This is a genomic window from Sulfitobacter sp. S223 (assembly GCF_025143825.1).
Taxonomy (GTDB): domain Bacteria; phylum Pseudomonadota; class Alphaproteobacteria; order Rhodobacterales; family Rhodobacteraceae; genus Sulfitobacter.
Window position 1 is genome coordinate 1,408,050 of record NZ_CP083560.1, and the last position, 20,299, is coordinate 1,428,348.

Consider the following 20,299-nt stretch of genomic DNA (forward strand, 5'->3'; position numbering starts at 1 on the left):
TTGAGCCATGAAGGTGTAAACCCGCTGGAGAAACCGCACCATGCCCCCTATTTCCGATCACCCCCTGCGCTATGCCCTGACAGGAGAGCTGCACGCGCGGCCCTTTCCCAACGTCGACGCGCCGCAGGTTGTGGCATTTCTAGCGATCAAGCAGGCAGGTGATGCTGCTGCGCGGGATCGTGACCGCAGCGCAGATATGGCGCATCTGGTGGCCTTGCTGAAACACTACGGTGCGCCGCTGCCAGATCCGGACGCTACGCATTATTACGGCGCGATGGGCAAGTTTCACCTGAAGTGGGAACAGCATACCGAATTTGTGACCTATACCGCCTTCGGCGATGAGCTGAGTGCACGGCCCTTCGACCCGTCTGAGTTTGACGTATTTCCAACGCATTGGTTGGACGCTGCACCGGGGCAGCGACTGACGTCCTGTCTGTTACGGCTGATGCGGCAAGTCGGTAAAGAGGATGATCTGCTGGATCATCTGCGGGAATGGTTCGTACCGGAAAGCCTTGCTGCTGCGCAGGTGTTGGAAGGGGCCGCTATCGTGGCCAGCGACTTTCGCATCGATCCCGCTGGGCATACACGGTTCGCCGTATTTGTCCCTGAACAGACGGGCACGCGACGTGTGGGGCGCATCATCCAGCGGTTACTGGAGATTGAGACCTATAAGACCATGTCGATGCTTGGCTTTGCGCTGACGCGCGAGATTGGCGGAAAGGTAGGCCTGTTGGATCGGCAACTAAGCGACCTTATGGCGAAGATGAGTGCTCAGGAGCTTCGCCCAGAGACGACGCTGGATGCGCTGCTGGATGTTTCGGTCGAACTGGAGAACGTCGTTGCCCAAAGCGCATTCCGCTTTGCGGGAACAGAGGCCTACAAAGCGATCGTAGACGAGCGCATCCGCGCGCTACGCGAGAGCCGTTTTGCAGGACGACAGGGGTTTGGCGAATTCATGATGCGCCGGTATGAGCCTGCAATGCGGACGGTGATTTCGATGGAGAGGCGGCTGGAGCGGATGTCGGCGCGGGCATTGCGGGCATCTGATTTGCTGCGAACGCGGGTGGATGTCGAACGCTCTGCACAGAACCAGGCGATTTTGGAAAGCATGGACAAGCGTGCGGATTTGCAACTGCGTTTGCAGCACACGGTTGAGGGGCTGTCAGTTGTGGCAATCAGCTATTACGCGGTCTCGCTGGTCAGCTATCTGCTGTATCCACTTGCCGATATGACGGGGCTGTCCAAGGGGCTTTTGACTGCGGCGGTGACCTTACCTGTGGTGGGGCTGGTCTGGGCTGCGGTGCGGCGGATACGAAAACGTATCGGTTGATCCGCCTGTCCGGGCTTTGCAGGCTGTCCTTGTCGATGTCTTAGGAAGGGGTCTTAGGCGCGCAGGGATACCCGTACGCGCCCAAAGGGTCAGCGGCCGCGAATGCGCGGATCCAGCGCGTCGCGCAGACCGTCACCAAGGTAGTTCACGCTCAGCACGGTGAGCGAGATCAGGATGCCGGGTAGCAACACGCGCTCCGGATATTCCTGCATACGTACCACAGCGTCCGACAGCAATTTGCCCCACGTGGGGAAATCTGACGGAAAGCCGACACCTAGGAAGGAGAGGGCAGATTCCGTGATGATGGCCGTGGCAAGGCCCAGCGTGGCAGACACCATGATGGGTGAAACCACATTCGGCAGCAGGTGGCGGCGGATGATCTTTCCCGAGGTAGATCCAATCGAGCGGGCCGCCAGAATGAATTCCCGCTCTTTTAGGGCAAGGATATCACCGCGCACGATGCGGGCGGTTTGCATCCAGGAGGTCAGCGCAATGACCGAGACGATGAGGATAAACATGCCAGCCTCCGGGCTGCCAAAAGCGGCTGTAAGCGGTTGGCGGAACAGTGTCACGGCCAGCAATGTCAGCGGCAGGATCGGCAGTGAAAGAACCAGATCGGTAAAGCGCATCAGCAGAAAGTCGGCGCGTTTGAAGTAGCCGGCAGCCACGCCAATGGCGGTCCCGATGAACAAAGACAGGATCATCGCCGACCAGCCAACAGCCATACTGACGCGGCCCCCATAGATCATCTGGGCAAGGATATCACGGCCCAGTTGATCTGTTCCGAACGGGTGTAGCCAACCGGCCTTGGCGTCAGCGTCCCACAGCAGGGTGTAGATCGGACGCCAGTCCTTGTTCCGGATGTCGAGCTTGGTCGGCTCAATCGTCCACAGGTACGGCCCCAGCAAAACGGCAAGCGTAACGAACAGCAGAAAGCCACCACCAAAAAGCGCGCCTTTATGCTTGCGGAATTGATCCCACACGTCACGCCACTGGCTGCGCGGCGGCCTTGACGGCTCTTTGTCGACAAGCGCGCCGTAGATTTCAAGATCGGCTTCGATTGGGCTGGCGGGGATTGCTTGCTCAGTCATAGCGGATCCTTGGGTCAAGCACGCCGTAAAGGATGTCGGCGATGAGGTTGAACAGAACGATGAGGATGGCGAAGATGAAGGTCAGTGTCATCACCATCGGCAGGTCATTGGCAAAAAGTGCCGTCAGCAAAAGCTGACCGATGCCGTTCACCTTGAAGACGTTTTCGGTGATGATTGCACCGCCAAAGATGGCAGGCATACCCAGAGCAATGATAGTCACCACGGGGATCATCGAGTTGCGCAGCACATGTACCATGACAACCACGCTTTCGCTAAGGCCCTTGGCGCGGGCCGTGCGCACATAGTCCTGATTAAGATTGTCGAGCATGGCGGAGCGCATGTAGCGGCTGATTTGTGCAGTGGTTTGCAGGGCCAGCACCATCACAGGCATGATCATCTGCATGAGCTGTATTTTGAAGGTTGCCCAGCTATCGACCACCAGAGTGGTGTCATAGATCGACGGCAACCAGCCCAGTGTGACAGAAAAGATCACGATCAGCAGCGGACCGGTAAAGAACGGCGGGATCGAAAAGCCGACCATCGTGACGAATGTACCGGCCTGATCGAAAAGCGAATAGTGACGGTAGGCAGAATAGATGCCAATCGGGATCGCGATCAGGATGCCTACGACATAGCTTAGGCCAACAACCCAAAGGGTCTGCGGCATCCGCTGGATCACGATATCCATGACCGGGCTACGGGTCTGCCAGCTGATCACACGCTGTGTTTCGACCATGGCGCCGGTGACGGGATCGGTTGTCATGCTCAGTTGCGTGTCAGGCAACCAGCCGAACAGAAAGCTGTTGCTGGTCAGGTGGTCGATAAAGACCGACGGTTCGACCACGAAGAACTGGTAGAGCCATTTTAGGTATTGAACATGGATGGGCGCGCCAAGGCCAAGAGCTTCGCGCATTTTCTGCTTCACTTCCGGCGGCACGGTAAGTGGCACCTGTGCCATCGGGTCACCGGGGGCAAGTTGCAGCAATAGAAATATCACGAGGCTGATAAATAAAAGCGTCGGAATGGAGAGAAGCAGTCGTCGGATGGTGAAATTCAGCATCAAGCGGCGCCTTTATTGATCAGTCTGTTTGTTGGAAGTAGGGCGGGGTCTCCCCCGCCCAATAAGGTCTAAAAGTATGGTGGGGAAGCCCCCACCACAACAGTTATCACTTTTTGCGATACCAATCTGCGGCATTCCACAGTTCGGAATCCCAAACATTAAGCACCACACCGCCAAGGCTGTTGGAGTGTGCGGACACACGGGCGCGGTTAACCAACGGTACAATGGTCATGGTCTCTTTTGTTACCATGTCATTGAGCTTGCGGCCAATTTCGCCACGCTTGTCGATGTCACCGGTCTGGGCCAGCTCATCAAGCATGGCGTCATAGGCTGGATCGCAGAAGCGGTTGATGTTTTCACCCTGCCACTGGCTGGATGGCTTCGGCTCGTTGCCACAACGGTAGGCCGACAGGTAAGACTGCGGGTCTGTGCCGTTGAAGGTGTTGGCATACATTTCCACGTCAGCATAGAACTTCTGGAACGTGTCAGGCGAACCTGGGTCACCACCGAAGAACACGGAACCGTCGAGGTTACGCAGCTCGGTTTCAACACCGATTTGCTCCCACCAGTCTTTGATCAGTGCCTGGAAATCCTGACGCACAGCGTTTGTGGATGTCTGGTACAGGATCGAAAGCTTCACGCCGTCTTTGTCACGGATGCCGTCACCGTCGCTGTCGGTCCAGCCAGCTTCATCAAGCAGAGCTTTCGCGCCATCAAGGTCCTGTGTCAGACACTCTGTGTTATCAGAGTTATAGATCGCAGGAGCAGGAACGAGGTTACACGTCGGTTTGCCCGCCTTGCCATAGCCAACTTCGGTCAGCAGTTCGCGGTCGATAGCCATCGACAACGCCTTGCGGACTTTAAAGTCGGACAGGAAGGGGTGAGGCTCGTCCACTGTGGAACGTGTCTCTGGTGGCAGATCGGCGGAAGGGTTGGTCAGGTTCATTTCCAGACGCTCAACCAGCGGGCCGAAACCTGCGATGGCAACGCCTTTGCCGGCTTCTTCCATCTTCGCGATGACGTCGGGTGCCAGCTGGAGGTTCCACGCGTAGTCAAACTCGCCTGTTTCCAGAACCGCGCGACCGGCAGCAGCAGCGTCGCCACCCCCTTTGAAGGTCATGGAAGCGAAGGCTGGCTTGCCTTCGATGCGGAAGTTTTCGTTGGCTTCCAGCGTGATCACGTCATTGGGACGGAAATCTGTTACTTTGAACGGACCGGTGCCAACTGGGTTAAAGTTTGCTTCGGTACACTCTGGTGCGCGTGCGCCAAGGCATTCAGCAAACTGTGCTGCCTGAATGATGGGGCTTTCGCCGCCGACAAACGGACCATACGGGTTTGGCTTGGGCGTGTCGAACGTAACTTTGACAGTCAGATCGTCAATCGCTTCTACGCTTTCAACGCCATCAAACTTTGCGCCCTGTGCGCAACCGCCTTCGGGGTGCATGCAGTATTCAGCGGAGAATTTGACATCAGCGGAAGTGAAAGGTGTGCCGTCGGACCATACGATGCCCGGCGTGATGTTCCACGTGATGGTGGTGAGGTCTTCGGAAACGCCGCCGTTCGCCACTGTCGGCACTTCGGTCACAAGCCACGGCACCAAAGCGCCGGTTTCGGTGTAACGTGCCAGCGGTTCGACAACGAGAGACGCCGCTTCAACGTCTTTGGTGCCGCCGGACAGGAAGGGGTTCATAATGGATGGCGCTTGCCAATACAGCACTTTCACATCGCCATCGCGACCGCGTTCGCCTTCATGGCCATCCGCGAAAGCGATAGGGGCAAATGCGGACGTTGCAATCGCACCCATCAAAAGGGTCTTCATCTTCATATCGTACTCCATGTTGGGCACAGAAAAGACTGTGCCTATACCGCCCCGCTTATGGGGGCGTTTCTGATCGCTCTCGCGGGAGGGTCGGGTGACGCATGGTAAGTTCGTGTTAATTAAACACAATTTCACCGATTGCCTGCTACACCCCCCAGAGCGCGTAGCCGGATTGAAACAGAAAGTGGAGAAATTGCAAGCGTTCTGCCAGCCCTCTGCCGATGAAAATGCAGGAGGTCTACATTTTTTTCCCGACTGCCACTTCACAATGCACCCAGAGCGTTTGACCTGCCCTGAGCTTGCGCATAGCTTGGGCGCTAACACCCCGAAACGCTTGGGGGCATCTGAAAGGAATGACATGCTGGATAATTCTCACAAGGCACCGATTGCGCGGATTGACGGTCTTCGTGTGGAGTTCCAGACAAAGGACGGACCGGTTGTCGGCGTTGAAGATGTCTCTTTTGATATCCATCCGGGAGAGACCGTTTGCGTTGTCGGAGAGTCAGGGTCGGGCAAATCGGTCTCATCGTTGTCGTTGATGCGGCTGGTTGAATTCGGCGGCGGGGAAATCGCAGCCGGCAAGCTGATGTTTGATCGCGGCGATGCCGGCGAGATTGATCTGGCAACCGCCCAGCAAGAGAACATGCGTGGAATTCGCGGCAACGAGATCGGGATGATCTTTCAAGAGCCGATGACCGCTTTGAACCCCGTGTTTACCGTGGGTAAGCAACTGACCGAAGGTCTGCGGCTGCACAAGGGGATGACCAAATCGGAAGCAGAGGCGCGCGCGCTTGAGCTGATGAAGCAGGTGCGCATCCCGGAGGCGGAAAAACGGCTAAACCAGTACCCTCACGAGCTGTCGGGCGGTATGCGGCAGCGCGTAGTGATTGCAATGGCGCTGGCTTGTGAGCCGCGCCTTTTGATCGCGGATGAGCCGACAACCGCGCTGGACGTGACCATTCAGGCCGAAATTCTGGCATTGATGGACCGTCTCAAGCGCGAAACCGGAACAGCTGTGATGTTCATCACACATGACATGGCTGTCGTTGCGCAAATGGCGGACCGCGTGGTCGTCATGTTCCGCGGTAATAAGGTAGAAGAGGGGACAGTCGAGGAAATCTTCGAAAACCCGCAGCATCCTTATACCAAGGCGTTGCTCGCTGCCGTGCCAAAGCTGGGTGAGATGACTGGCAAGGATTATCCCGAGCCGATGAAGCTGCTGGGCAGCGAGGACAAGCCGATTGTTCCGATCAAGGGCACCAACGAGGTGTTGCTGACCGTCAAGAACCTGACCACACGCTTTCCGGTCACCGGCGGCCTGTTGCGCCGCACGGTTGCGAATGTGCACGCGGTCGAGGATTTGTCCTTCACTATTAACAAGGGCCAGACCCTAAGCCTTGTTGGCGAAAGCGGTTGTGGCAAGTCCACCGCGGGCCGGTCGATCCTGCGGCTGGTTGAGCCGATGTCGGGTGAGGTTAATCTGGGCGGCAAGGATATCATGGCGCTGGACGCCAAAGGTCTGCGTACAGCGCGCCTTGATATGCAGATGATTTTTCAGGATCCCTTTGCCTCGCTCAATCCCCAAATGGGTTTGGCCGATCAGGTGGCCGAGCCGATCCATAACTATGGTCTGATGAAGGGGCCTGAACTGACCAAATGGGTCGAAACCCTGTTTGACCGCGTAGAGCTTCCGCGCAGTTTTATGCGCCGGTTTCCGCACGAACTGTCCGGTGGCCAGCGCCAGCGTGTGGCAATCGCACGCGCCCTTGCATTGAAACCCAAGCTTATCATTTCGGATGAGGCGGTATCGGCACTGGACGTGTCGGTGCAGGCGCAAGTGTTGAACCTGATGATGGAATTGCAGGAGGAGATGGAGCTGTCTTATCTCTTTATCTCGCACGACATGGCGGTGGTCGAACGGGTAAGCCATTATGTCGGCGTCATGTATCTGGGCCGCATTGTTGAATTGGGCCCCCGCCGCGAGGTATTCGAGAATCCGCAGCACCCCTATACTCAGGCCTTGATGAAGGCCGTTCCTATCGCCGATCCGCGCAGGCGCAAGGCAGAGAAGGATTTGAACTTTAAACCGATTCCTTCGCCGATCCACCCGGTAAGCTATGTGGCGGAACCCAGCGTTTACCGCGATGTAGGTGACGGACATAAGGTTCTGATAACCGACAGCGGCTACTAAGCCATGGCACCCCCCGTTTCCAGTAAGGTTGCACTTGTGACGGGCGGTGCACGGGGTATCGGACGGGCCATCGCCGCATCGCTGAGCAGCAACTATGCCGTTGCGATCACGTATCTGACAACCGGGCCTGATGACCTCCCCGAAGGTATGCTGGCAATACGTGCGGATTTGGCCGATCCGCAAAGCCACAAGCGGGTCATTGACGCCGTTCTTGCGCAGTTTGGCCGACTTGATCTGATCGTTAACAATGCGGGTACAATTGCAGGCTCCCCCGTCGACAGCTTCGATCAGGACGCCTTTCGCGGTATCTTTGACGTGAATGTTCTGGCGTCTCATGGGCTGGTTGCAGCGGCGCTGCCGTATCTTGGGCATGGCGCCTCGGTTATCGGGATATCGTCGGTGAATGCGGTGTTGCCGCCCAAGGGTGCTGCCCTGTACGGGGCAAGCAAAGCGGCGTTGGATTTGTGGACCCGCGCGATGGCAAAAGAACTGGGGCAGCACGGCATCCGCGTCAACGCAGTGGCGCCGGGTGCTGTGAATACAACGCACGCGCCTCGGGATGCAGCATTGACGCAAGCATTCATCGATATGACCGCATTAGGCCAGTTGGCAGAGCCGTCTGATATTGCAGATGCTGTGTGTTTTCTGGCAAGTGAAAGGGCGCGCGCTATCACCGGCGAAGTGCTAACAGTTTCAGGAGGATATCGATTGTGACCGATCGTATGACACCGCTAGAGTTGATGACCAAGCTTATCAGCTTTCCCACTGTGTCGCGTGACACGAATATCCCGCTCATCGATTGGGTCGAGGATTATCTGGCGGGCCACGGCATCAAGTCCCACCGCTATATTGACCCCGAGCAGCCCAAACATGCGTTGTTTGCCCATGTCGGCCCCGACGAAGAAGGCGCGATTGTGCTGTCGGGGCATACGGACGTGGTCCCGATTGACGGTCAGCCATGGGACACTGATCCGTTCTCGGTGGTCGAGAAAGATGGCAAATATTTCGGCCGCGGCACCTGCGACATGAAAGGTTTTGACGCGCTGGCCATCTGGGCGCTGGTTGAAGCACATTACGCAGGCGTGAAAAGGCCCCTGCAAATCGCGCTGAGCTTTGACGAAGAGGTCGGCTGCACTGGAGCGCCACCGATGATTCAGGCGATGCAGGGGGTGGTGCCAAAAGGCAGCGCTGTGATCGTAGGAGAGCCGTCCAGCATGCAGGCGGTGACGGGGCATAAGGGTGGCTCCGGCTTCAACACCCATGTGGTGGGTTTTGAGGTCCATTCGTCTTTGCTGCACACGGGCGTGAATGCAATCATGGCAGGGGCCAAGCTGATTGAATGGGCGAATGAGCAAAACACGGCGAACATGGAGGCCAAACCGTCCGAGCTGGCGGCAATGTTCGATCCGCCCTTCACCACGGTGCATGTTGGCATGATATCGGGCGGCACCGCCCATAACATCACAGCCAAGGATTGTTATTTCGCGATGGATTTCCGCGTCGTTCCCGGTGAAGACAAGGAAAAGTGGAAGATAGATTATCTGGAGAAAGTGCGGGAAGTCGAAAAAGCGATGCAGGCCGTGGTGCCTGAGACACGAATCGAGATTACGCCGCGCTTTGACGTACCGGCCTTGCAGCCCGAAGAGGACGGTGAGGCCGAAACGCTGGTGCGCCAGATTACCGGTGACAATGCCAGCCACAAGGTCAGCTACGGCACCGAGGCAGGTCAGTTTCAGGAGGCGGGCTATAGCGCGGTGATCTGCGGCCCGGGCGACATTGCGCAGGCCCACCAGCCGAACGAATTCATTGAGATTGCCCAATTCGACGCGGGCCATGACTTTATGCGCAAGCTGGTCGAGCGGCTTTGTCTGTAGCGAACAGTTTTCCGATCACCCTGTCTCAGTCGCCGCGCTACAGCGGTGATTTGCCTGACGCCGCAGATGTCGTGGTTATTGGTGGCGGGGTGATTGGCATTTGCACTGCGCTTTTTGCCGCGCGTGCGGGGGCCAAGGTTGTGGTGCTGGAAAAGGGGCTGGTCGCCGCAGAGCAATCCAGCCGCAATTGGGGATGGATTCGCCAGCAAGGCCGCGATCCGGCTGAGATGCCTATTATGGCCGAGGCGCAAAACCTGTGGGAAGGTCTCTCTCGGGAAACGAACCAGCAGATTGGTTTGACACAGGCCGGTGTGACTTATCTTGGTTATGATGCGGCTGCGATGTCGCGTTATGAGAACTGGCTACCACATGCTGCAGCGAATGGTGCCAGCAGCCGCTTGCTGAGCAAGGCCGAAATCGCAAAGCTTTATCCCGATTTAAAGGATCAGCCCGTTGGGGCACTGCATACCGCATCCGATTACCGCGCGGAGCCGTGGGTGGCTGTGCCCGCTATAGCCGAAATTGCTGCGCGCGAAGGTGTGCAGATTGTCGAACACTGTGCGGTGCGCTGTCTGGATATCACAAATGGGACGGTCGCTGGTGTAGTGACGGAAAAGGGTCGGGTCGTCGCCCCGCGGGTGGTTCTTGCCGGCGGCGCATGGTCGTCTTTGTTCTTGCGCAACCATGGCGTTGCTTTGCCACAGCTTTCCGTCCGCTCGCAGGTCGCAGCGACAGAGCCTTTGGCGGATGTGGGGCAATCTGCGTGTTCGTCCAAGCGGCTGGCATTTCGCCGCCGCGCAGACGGAGGATATACGCTGGCACCCAACATGACCTCAGAGCTTTTTGTCGGGCCCGATGCCTTCCGTGCGCTGCCCAAATTTTTGGCACAGCTTCGTTTGGACCCGTTTGGTTGCAGGCTTAAACCCGCAGCACCGCAGGGTTTCCCCGATGCTTGGAACACAAAGCGGCGTTGGAGTGCAGAGGAAGAGACCCCGTTTGAGCGGATGCGAATCCTCGACCCGAAGCCCGTTCCGCGCATCATCGCGAAACTGGCGCGTGATTTTAGTGATATGTTCCCGCATCTGGGGCCTGTCAGGATTAAAACGGCGTGGGCCGGGATGATCGATACCATGCCGGACATCGTGCCGGTTGTTGACCATACGCCCATTGACGGCTTGATTGTGGGCACAGGGATGAGCGGTCATGGCTTCGGCATCGGACCGGCGATGGGTCGCATCCTTGCCGATCTGGCGATGGGACGCGCCGCAGGCCATGATCTATCCCGCTTTCGCTTCGCACGTTTTAGCGATGGCACGCCTATGGTACCGGGGCCTGACGTTTAAACGGATTGTAAAAAGGAATTTCAATTATGCCGATCAAGAACCGGTTCGCCGATATGCACGCAGAAATTACCGGATGGCGCAGGCATTTGCACCAGTACCCTGAACTGCAATTCGACGTCCACGAGACTGCTAAGTTCATCGAAGACAAGCTGCGCAGCTTTGGCATTACAGATATCACCACAGGCATAGGTCGGACCGGCGTGGTTGCCGTGATTGAAGGACGCGCGACAGGCTCTGGCCGTACGGTTGGCTTGCGTGCGGATATGGATGCGCTGCCGATCGAAGAAGCAACAGGGCTGGAATATGCTTCAAAGGTTCCCGGCAAGATGCACGCGTGCGGACATGACGGCCATACCGCGATCCTGCTGGGGGCCGCGCAGTATCTGGCTGAGACCCGCAACTTCGATGGCAAGGTTGTGCTGATCTTTCAGCCCGCAGAAGAAGGCGGCGGTGGTGGCCGCGAGATGTGCAAAGACGGGCTGATGGATCGTTGGGGTATTGATGAGGTTTACGGCCTGCACAACATGCCCGGCGCAGATATTGGCAGCTTTCACATCCGGTCCGGCGCGCTGCTTGCTGCGACGGATGATTTCGAGATTACGATCACAGGGCAGGGTGGCCATGCGGCGGCCCCGCATGAAGCGGTTGATCCGAATGTCGCGACTGCGCATATCGTGTTGGCATTGCAATCCATCGCCAGCCGGAATGTGGACCCGTTGAAACAGGTCGTGGTTTCGGTTTGCATCATGCGGTCGGACAGTGAAGCGTCCAACATCATTCCGCACCGTGTGCAGTTGGGCGGCACAGTTCGAACGCTGGATAGCGGCGTGCGTGATCTGGCGCAAAAACGGCTGGAAGAAATCGTGGACCTGACAGCGCGGGCGCATTGTTGCAAGGCGGAAATCAACTACGAACGTGGCTATCCAGCCACCGTAAATTACGCAGACAACACCGAATTTGCTGCCGATGCAGCCGAAACGGTAAGCCCCGGTGTGGACCGTGACACCCCGCCGATTATGGCAGGAGAAGATTTTTCATACATGCTCGAAGAGCGGCCCGGCGCCTATATCATGCTTGGCAACGGGGGCGGGGCAACGGTGCACCATCCCGAATATGATTTCAACGACGAGGCAATTCCCGCAGGCTGTTCTTGGTTTGCCGAAGTGGTAGAGCGGCGGATGCCGTTGACGTGATGCCGCACCCTCTGGCGGCTCTGGTCACACTTGGCTAGGCTCCGCCCAAACCCCTCACCAGACAAAGGAATCCCCCATGCCCGTCAAGAATCGTTTCGCCGAATTGCACACAGATATCACCGCGTGGCGACGTGATCTGCATGAACACCCCGAAATCCTGTTTGAGACGCATCGCACCTCGGCGACCGTCGCTGAAAAGCTGCGTGCGTTTGGCTGTGACGAAGTGGTTGAGGGCATCGGGCGCACAGGTGTTGTTGGCGTGATCAAGGGGCGTGAGAACGCATCGGGCAAGGTCATAGGCTTGCGTGCAGACATGGACGCATTGCCGATCCATGAGGCAACAGGTCTTGAGTATGCGTCGAAAACCGATGGGGCAATGCACGCTTGTGGTCATGACGGGCACACAGCGATGCTGCTGGGGGCAGCGCAATATCTGGCCGAAACGCGCAACTTTGACGGCACGGCAGTGGTGATCTTTCAACCCGCCGAAGAAGGCGGCGGTGGGGGGCATGAGATGTGCAAAGACGGGATGATGGATCGCTGGGGGATTCAGGAAGTATACGGCATGCACAACTGGCCCGGCATGCCCGCTGGCAGCTTTGCAATTCGCCCCGGACCGTTCTTTGCCGCAACAGACCTGCTGGACATTGAGATCGAAGGGCTGGGCGGCCATGCAGCCAAGCCGAACGAGACTGTCGATCCGATCGTCATCGCCTCTCAGATTGTGACTGCCTTGCAAAGCATTGTAAGCCGCAATGCCGATCCGGTGGGCAACATCGTTGTTTCGATCACGTCGTTCCAGACATCATCCAATGCCTACAATGTGATCCCGCAAAAGGTACATCTCAAAGGCACCGTACGCACCATGTCGCTGGAGCTGCGCGATCTGGCGGACAAGCGCGTGAACGAGATTTGCTCTGGTATTGCGACCGCCATGGGCGGCAAAGCGCAGGTAACCTATGAGCGGAACTATCCGGTGATGATCAACCACGAAGAGCAAACTCTTTTTGCCGCTGACGTGGCGCGCAGTGTGGCTGGTGAGTGCGACGAGGCACCGCTGGTCATGGGCGGCGAAGACTTCGCCTTTATGCTCGAAGAACGGCCCGGTGCTTATATCCTTGTCGGCAACGGCGACACAGCGATGGTGCACCATCCGCTCTATAACTTTAACGATGATGTCATTCCGGCGGGCTGTAGCTGGTGGGCAGGTATCATCGAACAGCGTATGCCAGTGAGCTGACGCAAGTGCGGGGGGCTGCGGCCCCCCCCTTGCCACTGGCTGGGTGCGAGCCGACCCGTCGGTCAGGCAAGAAGGCGTTTGTAAATCGCGTTCAGGCTTTCAGCTTCGGATTGGATCGAAAAGTTTTCCAGTACATGGGCGCGAGAGGCATCACGCCATTTATTCAAGCGGTCCTGATCTGCCAAAGCTGCGTCTGTCGCATGGGCGAGAGCAGGGATATCATCGGCATCGACCAAACTGCCTGTGACATCTTCTTTGACCAATTGCTCGAACGCGCCGACGCGGGTGGCCACGACAGGACAGCCTGTTGCCATCGCTTCAATCGGGGTAAGGCCGAAGCCTTCCCAGCGTTGCGGCGCGACATAGAGATCAAGCGCGGCATACCAGTCTGCCATGGCCTCTGTCGGGACTTCGGGTTTGAACAGGATACGCTCTTTTAGCCCCGCGGCCTCGACGTGCTTTTTCAGGGCGGAGAGATAGGCTTCGTCTTCTCCCACCGCACGGCCCATGACGATCGCGCTGGCGTCAGTGTGCTTTTGCAGGACATCGATCATTGCATGTACAAAAGCATCGGTGCCTTTTTGCGCCCTAATACGACCATAGCAGCCGATCAGCGGCCCTTTGGTTGGCAGCCCCATGCGCGCGCGTAGCACGGTCCGGTCTGGCGCAGGGGCGAATGTCTCTGTGTCGATGCCGTGCATGATGACGGTGGCGGGCCCCTCAAGGTAAGCGGCGGTTTTGTCAGAGGTTGCCACCACGGCATCCATGCGCCGGATCAGCCACCGCGTAAGGCCTGACTGCTTGCGTTGGGAGGCTGAGGTGAACATCAGCTTCAGCCGCTTACCCAACATGTACTTCAAGGCAAGTCCGCCGATCATCTCAACGTTGCGCCGCGCGTGCCAGACGCGCAGGTGCTTTCGGGGCAGCGTAATCAGTGATCTTAGCGGGATTTGCGGCACATGTGCGGGCAACACGGGGCCAGTGGCCACAATGGCAATCTCACGCGCCTGCACGGGCACCAGCCGCACCACCGTGGCCGTAACACCGGAAAGGCGACGTTTGAAGTTCGGGGCGATTACGTCAATCGGTGGGTGTTTGGTCATGCGAGCCTCAGTGCTTTGATCAGGCGGGCAGCGATTGTATCAAGCTTGCCAGTCTCTTGTTGTGCGAACCCTTTCGACGCGGCCACAGCCTTGTCGCGGGCGTGGTCGTCACGCAGCAGCGTATCCACTTGCACAGCCATATCATCGGCATCAGCGACCAGTCGCGCAGCGCCCGCCGCTTCCATCGCGGAATAGGTCTCGGCAAAATTGAAAACGTGGTTCCCCGACAATACCGTAGCGCCGGATTGCGCGACCTCGAAAGGGTTGTGGCCGCCAATAGGCATCAATGAGCCGCCAAGAAAGACGATCTTGCTCAATGCGAACCAGTTGCCCAATTCACCCAGCGTGTCGGCCAGATAGACTGCGCCACCCGGCATGTCCCCACGGCTGCGGCAGCTGTATTCCATCTGCGTATCGGCAATCAGCTGTGCCACCTCTGTGCCGCGCTCGGGGTGGCGGGGCACAAGAATGAGCATCAGGTCGGGATGTGTCTTGAGCAGCTTTTTATGAGCAGACAGGGCTATCTGCTCTTCGCCCGCGTGTGTGGAGGCTGCGACCCAGACAGGTCTGTGTCCCAAAGCTGCGCGGGCCTCGAATAAGAGGTCTTCGTCGCGGGGCAATGGGCCCGCAAAGGATTTCAGGTTCTGGCCGCGTGCCACCCGCGCTGGTGGCGCATGGATACGAACCATCGCCTCTGCCATCGCATCATTTTGGGTGAGGATGAGATCAAAAACCTCAAGCAGATAGGCGGCAAGGCGCGGACGTTTGGCCCAAGCCTGTAGCGACTTTTCGGACAGCCGCGCGTTTACCAGCGCCATCGCTGCCCCGCTGTCGTGCGTGCGGCGTAGCATCTGAGGCCAAAGCTCGCTTTCGACAAAAACTGCGGCATCCGGGCGCCAGTGACGCAAGAACCGTTTGAGCGGGCCAGGCGCGTCGAGCGGCGCAAACTGGTGCACGCAGTTCGGTGGCATTCGCTGGGCGATTAGCGCAGCTGAAGTCGGTGTGCCGGATGTGATTAGAAAATGCGCATCAGGCAGCGCGACCGACATGCGTGTGATAAGCGCCAGCACAGCCAGGCTTTCACCGACAGAAGCCGCGTGAAACCAGATCAGCGTACCATCCGCGCGGTTCTGGGTTGCATGACCCAGACGCTCATGGGCACGGTGTGCGGGCAAACCTGCTGCGCGCAGTTTCTTGATCGCCAAATGGGCTGCAAATGGCACAAGAGCCATGCTCAGCGCTACATATACCCTGTAGAGCATGGGCGTGCGCATGGGCCTCAGCCGCCCGTATGGCTCATGTGGCGCGGCATCTGACCACTTGCCGTTTGGCGAGAGTAGTCGAAATCATGGCCCTTGGGCTTGAGATTGATCGCGGCGCGGATCGCATCTTCCAGCGGCCCATTGTCCGTTGGATGGGCGCGCAAGGGGGCCCGTAGATCGGCGCTGTCTTCTTGCCCCAGACAAAGATAGATTTCGCCGGTGCAAGTGATCCGTACGCGGTTGCAGCTTTCACAGAAATTGTGGCTTAGCGGTGTGATGAACCCGATCTTCTGCCCTGTTTCTTCAAGGCGGACATAGCGCGCAGGCCCGCCAGAGTTCTCTGCCAGATCAGTCACGGTGTAATGTTCGGCATAGGCCGCGCGCACATCCTTGAGCGACCAATACTGGTCGAGCCGGTCCTCGTTGCCGATGTCGCCCATGGGCATCACCTCAATCCAGGTGAGGTCCATGTCTCGCTCGGCACACCATTCGGTGATCTGCGCCAGTTCAGGTTCGTTAAAACCTTTGAGGGCGACGGCGTTGATCTTGACCCGAAGGCCCGCAGCCTGTGCTGCATCAATACCGCGCAAAACCTGGGGCAGGCGGCCCCAACGGGTCACCTCGGCAAACTTGCCCTCATCCAGCGTATCAAGCGACACATTCACCCGCCGCACACCCGCTGCAAAAAGGTCCTTGGCGTATTTCTCTAGCTGGCTGCCGTTGGTGGTCAGTGTCAGCTCTTTCAGCGTGCCGGCATCCAGATGGCGTTTCATGCCATCAAAAAATGTCATGATTCCCCGACGGACCAGCGGCTCTCCGCCAGTGATACGCAGCTTCTCTACGCCCAATCCAATGAAGGTCGAACACATGCGATCCAGTTCCTCAAGCGTGAGCAATTCACGTTTGGGCAGGAAGGTCATGTTCTCTGACATGCAATAAACGCAGCGGAAATCGCAGCGGTCAGTGACCGAGACACGCAAATACGTAATGGCGCGGGCGAAGGGATCTATAAGTGGGGCTGTCATGGAGCTATTGGTATAGGCCTCAAGACGGCGGGGCAAGCTTGATTTCAGGGGCTTGGAGTGACTGCAAAGCTGGATTACGTTAGACCCATGAAATCAGTTCACACGCCCCCCGTCGCCCTTGCCGCTCTTTTAGCTCTCGGAGCCTGTGCCCAGTTGGGTCTGGGTCAGCCGGAAGACACGGTACCTCCTGCCAGCACCCCAGCAGCAACTGCGGCGGAAATCGCCGCGTCCGATCTGCCGGAGGCAACGGCCGCAGACATCGCTGCGGTGCCTGCCGATCCTGTGCTAACCTCCGCACCGCCCCCGCCGAAGGCAGCGAACACGCAAGCAACGCTTGATACGACCACAGCTGCGCAGCGTAAGCAGGCTGCGGCTCCGGTTGCGGCCGATGCCAGCGCCAAACTGCTTGGCACCACCGTTGCCAGTCTGGGCAGTCCGACCGAGCCGGGGTTCTGGCTGAAGACACCGCTGGTCAAAACCGAGACAAGCGGCCGCGTGACCAACAAAGCGAATGGTAAATCCTCGTCTGTGACGCTTATTCCGATCGACGGGCCTGCAACTGGAGGTAGTCGGCTGTCTCTTCCTGCCATGCGCTTGATTGAGGCATCTCTGACCGAATTGACGGAGCTTGAAGTCACGCTTGGCGGCTAGATAAAGCTAATAAGCGCAGGCCGGATCAGCGTGGGTCGCCTGCTTTGTGCAAAGAACGGCTGCACGCCGTCATTTCAGCAGGCGAAGCGCCTCTTTGCGGGCAAAGGGCTTCATCTGGTCGCCATGCTGGTTGATAAAGTCGTGAACGCGGTCAGGGTCATGCTTACTGAGGTCGCGCAGCCACCATGCGACGGCCTTTTGGATGAACCATTGATGATCGGTGACATAGTCGGCTGCCCAACCCAGAATGCGGTCACGGGCTTCAAGCTCGGCTGGTTTCGGGTTGTTTTGCTTGGTCCACGGCAGAGTGATTACCAAGGCCGCTCTGCGTGTCCACATGTGATCTGATGTCGTCCAACGCTCAACCTCGTCGAGGCGGGTAGGGTCCGCCACAAGCCGCTTTTGGCCTGCCATGCAGGCATGATCTGCAATGGCCCAGCTGTCAAAGTCCGGACACCATGACGCGATAAGCTGCCACGCGGCCTGATCATCTGGGCGCAAGCGGGCCTGCGTCAGAAGTTTCGCTGCGGCAAGCCGCGCCTCAAAGATATCCGTGCGCCACAGTGCATCGGCCAGCGCAACGCGGTCCGGTACATCCAGCTCGCCGCGCCATTCTTTTGTCAGCTCATTCAGTTGCGTATTGGTCAGCCCCAAATAAACACGGTCGGTCTTGTGATAGGCGCGCATGCCTGTGGCGCGTTCGGGATCGGCCAGCGCATGAAGCGTGGCAAGATAAGGTTCATGCATTGTCAGTCTCGGAAATGATATGGGTGGGAAGACTGTCGATGGTTGTGCGGTTGCGCGTGTCCCAATAGGTCTCGATCCCGTCAGGCCCCTTGTCCTGCGCCCATTTGGCCAGCACGTCCCTTTCGCCCGCATAATCAAAGAAGGGGACCGCATAACCACAGCTGGTCTGCAACATGTCCACGGTCATGTCATAGATTTGCCGTGCGCCGGGCGAGGCATCGAACAGCGCATCGAGCTTCGCAAAGTCGGCATCGCGCGGGTGCAACGTGCGCGCACTTCCATAGGCCCTCATGATCATTGGCCGTGCCTCAAACCCGCACCACATCAGGGTCATCCGGTTTACCTGCGCCAGATGGCCTGCGGTTTCATTGCCTGATCCGGTCAGATTGCGCCAGATGATCCGGTTCGAACCCAGCACCCGCAGGCTATCCATGCCTTTGGGTGAGATATTGACGCGGCCTTCTGCGGCGGCAGAGCCGCAAAAGAACATGTGCTGCGCTTCGATGAACTTGAGGTGATCGTCTTCTATTCGTTTGAATTGCTTGGCCATTACTCGACCGTGACCGATTTCGCGAGGTTGCGGGGCTGATCCACATCCGTCCCTTTGGCAACAGCCGTATGATAGGCAAGCAACTGGGCTGGAATTGCGTAGAGGATCGGCGCAACAGCATCGGAAACATCAGGCATCTCGATGGTGTCCCAGACCCCTTGGTTTGCCTCGTTCAGGCCTTCTCGGTCCGAGACAAGGATCACCTTTCCCTTGCGCGCCATGACTTCCTGCATGTTGCTGACTGTTTTGTCGAAAAGCGCGTCACGCGGGGCCAGAACCACCACAGGCATGTTTTCATCAATCAGGGCGATGGGGCCGTGCTTCAATTCACCTGAAGCATAAGCCTCGGCGTGTATGTAGCTGATTTCTTTTAGTTTAAGCGCCCCTTCATGGGCAAGGGGGTAAAGCGGCCCCCGGCCCAGGAACAATACATCACGGGCATTTGCCAGCTTGCGCGCTGTCTCACGAATAGAGTCGCTTTGATCCAGTGCTTCGGCCATCAGGGCCGGCAAGCGCCGCAGTTGCGCCAAATGGTCCTGACGCTCTTCCTCGGTGATTGCGCCGCGATCCTTGGCGGCTTTGAGCGCCAGCAAGAACAGAACGATAAGCTGGCAGGTGAATGCTTTGGTCGAGGCAACGCCGATTTCGACGCCTGCATAAATCGGCATCGCCAGATCGCTTTCACGTGCGATCGAGCTTTCGGGAACGTTAACCACCGACATGATCTTGTCGGCTTTGCCTTCGCAGTATCGTAGCGCAGCCAGCGTGTCCGCTGTTTCACCAGACTGGCTGACAAATAACGCAACAGAGCGGGCAGGGATCGGTGGTTCACGATAGCGGAACTCAGAGGCAACATCGACCTCTACCGGCAGGCGCGCAATTTGTTCAAACCAGTATTTGGCGGTCACGCAGGCCAAATACGCAGTGCCGCAGGCAACCATTGTGATGCGGTCCACGTTTGCAAAATCGATCTGGGGGTCGGGCAGGCGGATTTCACCTGACTTGCTTAGATAGTGGCCCAAGGCTTCGGCAATAACTGTGGGCTGTTCGGCGATTTCTTTCGCCATAAAGTGTTTGTGGCCGGCTTTGTCGATCCGGGTGGCGCTGATCTGGATTGTGCGCACTTCGCGGTTCGCAGGTTCGCCCGCAGCATTGAAAATCTCTGCACCCGCACGGGTGACAAAGGCATAGTCGCCTTCCTCAAGATAGCTGATGCGGTCGGTCATGGGCGATAGGGCAATCGCGTCCGACCCGACAAACATCTCGCCGTCGCCATAGCCGATCGCCAGCGGCGAGCCTTTGCGCGCGGCAACGATCAGGTCGTCTTCACCATCGAACAAAAAGGCCAGCGCAAAGGCGCCTTGCAGTTTGCCCAGTGTCTTTACCGCAGCCTCACGTGCGCCGAGCCCTTCGGACATGAAGTGCTGGGCCAGCATTGCCACGGTTTCAGTATCGGTATCGGTGACCGGTGTGATACCGTAGGTAGCTAGCTCAACGCGCAATTCACGGAAGTTTTCGATGATCCCGTTATGCACGACAGCGACGGGACCCGAGCGGTGAGGGTGGGCATTTCCGATATTGGGTTCACCATGGGTGGCCCAGCGGGTGTGGCCGATCCCCGACTTGCCCGCCAGCGGTTCATGTACCAGCAGATCGCCAAGATTAACCAGTTTGCCGACGGCGCGGCGGCGTTCCAGAACGCCATTGTTTACAGTGGCGATACCTGCACTGTCATAGCCGCGATATTCGAGCCGCTTAAGCGCTTCTACCAGAATGGGCGCTGCTTCGTGCTTCCCCAGTACCCCTACAATTCCACACAT

The 20,299-nt window shown here is 58.0% G+C and carries 17 protein-coding genes; 8 read left to right on the top strand and 9 right to left on the bottom strand.

Annotated features, from left to right (window positions below):
• Nucleotides 1-40: 40 nt before the first annotated feature.
• Nucleotides 41-1,330, top strand: coding sequence for a DUF3422 family protein (locus K3757_RS06765; RefSeq protein ID WP_260000407.1), 1,290 nt, complete (start codon nucleotides 41-43; stop codon nucleotides 1,328-1,330).
• Between the two features lie 89 nt (nucleotides 1,331-1,419).
• Here K3757_RS06765 and K3757_RS06770 read toward each other — a convergent pair whose 3' ends face one another.
• The 3 genes from K3757_RS06770 to K3757_RS06780 all read right to left on the bottom strand — a co-directional run bounded on the left by K3757_RS06770 (nucleotide 1,420) and on the right by K3757_RS06780 (nucleotide 5,306).
• Nucleotides 1,420-2,421 (bottom strand): ABC transporter permease, encoded by a 1,002-nt coding sequence (locus K3757_RS06770; protein ID WP_260000409.1) that lies wholly within the window; start codon nucleotides 2,419-2,421, stop codon nucleotides 1,420-1,422.
• On the bottom strand, nucleotides 2,414-3,481 hold the full coding sequence (locus K3757_RS06775; protein WP_260000411.1) for an ABC transporter permease: 1,068 nt from the start codon (nucleotides 3,479-3,481) through the stop codon (nucleotides 2,414-2,416). Before K3757_RS06775 ends, K3757_RS06770 begins: the two co-directional genes overlap by 8 nt.
• Nucleotides 3,482-3,587: 106 nt before the next feature.
• Nucleotides 3,588-5,306, bottom strand: coding sequence for a peptide ABC transporter substrate-binding protein (locus tag K3757_RS06780; protein WP_260000413.1), 1,719 nt, complete (start codon nucleotides 5,304-5,306; stop codon nucleotides 3,588-3,590).
• 352 nt (nucleotides 5,307-5,658) lie between these two features.
• On the opposite strand from K3757_RS06780, the gene K3757_RS06785 reads away from it, so the two are divergent.
• From K3757_RS06785 to K3757_RS06810, 6 genes are all read left to right on the top strand, one after another.
• Nucleotides 5,659-7,491: an ABC transporter ATP-binding protein gene (locus K3757_RS06785; RefSeq protein WP_260000415.1), complete on the top strand. Its 1,833-nt coding sequence runs from the start codon at nucleotides 5,659-5,661 to the stop codon at nucleotides 7,489-7,491.
• A gap of 3 nt (nucleotides 7,492-7,494) precedes the next feature.
• A complete protein-coding gene (locus tag K3757_RS06790) occupies nucleotides 7,495-8,205 on the top strand; it encodes an SDR family NAD(P)-dependent oxidoreductase (RefSeq protein WP_260000417.1) in 711 nt (236 codons plus the stop codon).
• Nucleotides 8,202-9,365, top strand: a complete 1,164-nt coding sequence (argE, locus tag K3757_RS06795) for an acetylornithine deacetylase (protein ID WP_260000419.1) — start codon at nucleotides 8,202-8,204, stop codon at nucleotides 9,363-9,365. The genes K3757_RS06790 and argE overlap by 4 nt, the downstream gene beginning before the upstream one ends.
• The gene (locus K3757_RS06800; protein WP_260000421.1) at nucleotides 9,356-10,708 is read left to right on the top strand and encodes an FAD-binding oxidoreductase; all 1,353 of its coding nucleotides are present in this window, start codon (nucleotides 9,356-9,358) and stop codon (nucleotides 10,706-10,708) included. Before argE ends, K3757_RS06800 begins: the two co-directional genes overlap by 10 nt.
• Before the next feature lie 26 nt (nucleotides 10,709-10,734).
• Nucleotides 10,735-11,901: a M20 aminoacylase family protein gene (locus tag K3757_RS06805; RefSeq protein ID WP_260000423.1), complete on the top strand. Its 1,167-nt coding sequence runs from the start codon at nucleotides 10,735-10,737 to the stop codon at nucleotides 11,899-11,901.
• 76 nt (nucleotides 11,902-11,977) lie between these two features.
• Complete coding sequence (locus K3757_RS06810; RefSeq protein WP_260000425.1) at nucleotides 11,978-13,141, top strand: M20 aminoacylase family protein; 1,164 nt, start codon at nucleotides 11,978-11,980, stop codon at nucleotides 13,139-13,141.
• Between the two features lie 62 nt (nucleotides 13,142-13,203).
• On the opposite strand, the gene K3757_RS06815 is transcribed toward K3757_RS06810, so the two are convergent.
• From K3757_RS06815 to moaA, 3 genes are read right to left on the bottom strand one after another with little or no spacing between them, the layout of a single operon-like run.
• A complete protein-coding gene (locus tag K3757_RS06815) occupies nucleotides 13,204-14,244 on the bottom strand; it encodes a glycosyltransferase family 4 protein (protein ID WP_260000427.1) in 1,041 nt (346 codons plus the stop codon).
• Nucleotides 14,241-15,506, bottom strand: coding sequence for a 3-deoxy-D-manno-octulosonic acid transferase (locus tag K3757_RS06820; RefSeq protein WP_311201751.1), 1,266 nt, complete (start codon nucleotides 15,504-15,506; stop codon nucleotides 14,241-14,243). Before K3757_RS06820 ends, K3757_RS06815 begins: the two co-directional genes overlap by 4 nt.
• A 17-nt stretch (nucleotides 15,507-15,523) precedes the next feature.
• Entirely contained in the window at nucleotides 15,524-16,531 is a 1,008-nt protein-coding gene (moaA, locus tag K3757_RS06825) for a GTP 3',8-cyclase MoaA (protein WP_260000431.1), read from the bottom strand.
• A gap of 57 nt (nucleotides 16,532-16,588) precedes the next feature.
• Here moaA and K3757_RS06830 point away from each other — a divergent pair, with 57 nt between their 5' ends.
• A complete protein-coding gene (locus K3757_RS06830) occupies nucleotides 16,589-17,182 on the top strand; it encodes a hypothetical protein (protein WP_260000433.1) in 594 nt (197 codons plus the stop codon).
• A gap of 69 nt (nucleotides 17,183-17,251) precedes the next feature.
• Here K3757_RS06830 and K3757_RS06835 read toward each other — a convergent pair whose 3' ends face one another.
• Genes K3757_RS06835 through glmS form a run of 3 tightly spaced genes read right to left on the bottom strand, consistent with a single transcriptional unit; the run spans nucleotide 17,252 to nucleotide 20,299 of the window.
• On the bottom strand, nucleotides 17,252-17,929 hold the full coding sequence (locus K3757_RS06835; RefSeq protein WP_260000435.1) for a DNA alkylation repair protein: 678 nt from the start codon (nucleotides 17,927-17,929) through the stop codon (nucleotides 17,252-17,254).
• Complete coding sequence (locus K3757_RS06840) at nucleotides 17,922-18,479, bottom strand: pyridoxamine 5'-phosphate oxidase family protein (protein WP_260000437.1); 558 nt, start codon at nucleotides 18,477-18,479, stop codon at nucleotides 17,922-17,924. The genes K3757_RS06835 and K3757_RS06840 overlap by 8 nt, the downstream gene beginning before the upstream one ends.
• A complete protein-coding gene (gene glmS / locus K3757_RS06845) occupies nucleotides 18,479-20,299 on the bottom strand; it encodes a glutamine--fructose-6-phosphate transaminase (isomerizing) (protein ID WP_260000439.1) in 1,821 nt (606 codons plus the stop codon). The genes K3757_RS06840 and glmS overlap by 1 nt, the downstream gene beginning before the upstream one ends.